Origin of the sequence: Thermodesulfatator autotrophicus, assembly GCF_001642325.1 — a bacterium.
Taxonomy (GTDB): Bacteria; Desulfobacterota; Thermodesulfobacteria; order Thermodesulfobacteriales; family Thermodesulfatatoraceae; genus Thermodesulfatator; species Thermodesulfatator autotrophicus.
This window is the reverse complement of sequence record NZ_LSFI01000088.1, coordinates 1-853: the sequence shown is the minus strand read 5'-3', so window position 1 is coordinate 853 and position 853 is coordinate 1. Positions and strand designations below refer to the sequence as shown.

The following is an 853-nucleotide window of genomic DNA, read 5'->3' as shown; positions in this document are numbered from 1 at the left end:
CTAAGGAAGGGCCCCCGGGGGCCCTTCCTTAGTCCGAAATTTTTTCCAGTACGCTAAACCCTAAAAGGGCCTTCACTTTCTCGTCCGCCTCCTCTTTGAGCCTCGGTGCAACGTCCTTCAACGCCTTCCATTTGGAGTCCGAAAGCGCTATGATGTTGAAAAACTTGCTGCTCTGAAGTAACCCCGTAAACGCCGCATAGTAGGCCGTCACCGCCGTCGCTTTCTCCAGTTTTTCGAGACGCTCATCAAGCTTTTTCACCTCCTCCATCATCCACGTTTGAAGGTCTAAAAAATGCCTCACTTGCTCCCTGTTCCGCTCCTCAATCCGGCCTTCAATCTCTCTCCTTAGCGCGTCTAAACGGCGCGGAAGTGACTCGTAAATCTCCTCAAACCTTGCCTGTTTTTCCACCCCTAAAAGGCGCTCACGTACCACCGCCGAAACACTCATTCCGCGCTCTTTTGCCTCCCTTTTAAGCGCCTCGTAAAGGTCATCCTCAAGGTGGATTTTTCTCTGTTTTTTCCTTCCCATAACCGCCTCCAAAGATCTTCTTTTTCATGCAAAATAACGAAAACTTAGGGCCCGAAACGGGCTCTTTGGAAAGACCGGTCAATAAAGGGAAAAGAAGGAAGTGGGCCTAAAGCGGGTCCTATAAGGCCTGACAAGAGGCTCGCCCTCATTCCTTTATTTATCAAGGCTTTCACAGGAAATTGCCTTCAGCAACGAAGTTGCACGGGTGTCAAGCCGAGTGAAGCGAGGCCCGCCTGGAACAAAAAGGAGACTCTCATAGAACCCAAAGCTCTCTTTTTCAGGACTCCTGAAACTGCATTAGCTCAGACTTAATCTGACAGGGGG

General features: G+C 50.2%; 1 protein-coding gene. It reads right to left on the bottom strand.

Annotated features, from left to right (window positions below):
• Positions 1–28: 28 nt before the first annotated feature.
• Positions 29–529: a ribbon-helix-helix protein, CopG family gene (locus TH606_RS10935; RefSeq protein ID WP_068543998.1), complete on the bottom strand. Its 501-nt coding sequence runs from the start codon at positions 527–529 to the stop codon at positions 29–31.
• Between the last annotated feature and the right edge of the window lie 324 nt (positions 530–853).

Coding starts and splice junctions, on each gene's coding strand:
- TH606_RS10935 (WP_068543998.1), bottom strand. CDS start 529: ATGGGAAGGAAAAAACAGAGAAAAATCCACCTTGAGGATGACCTTTAC.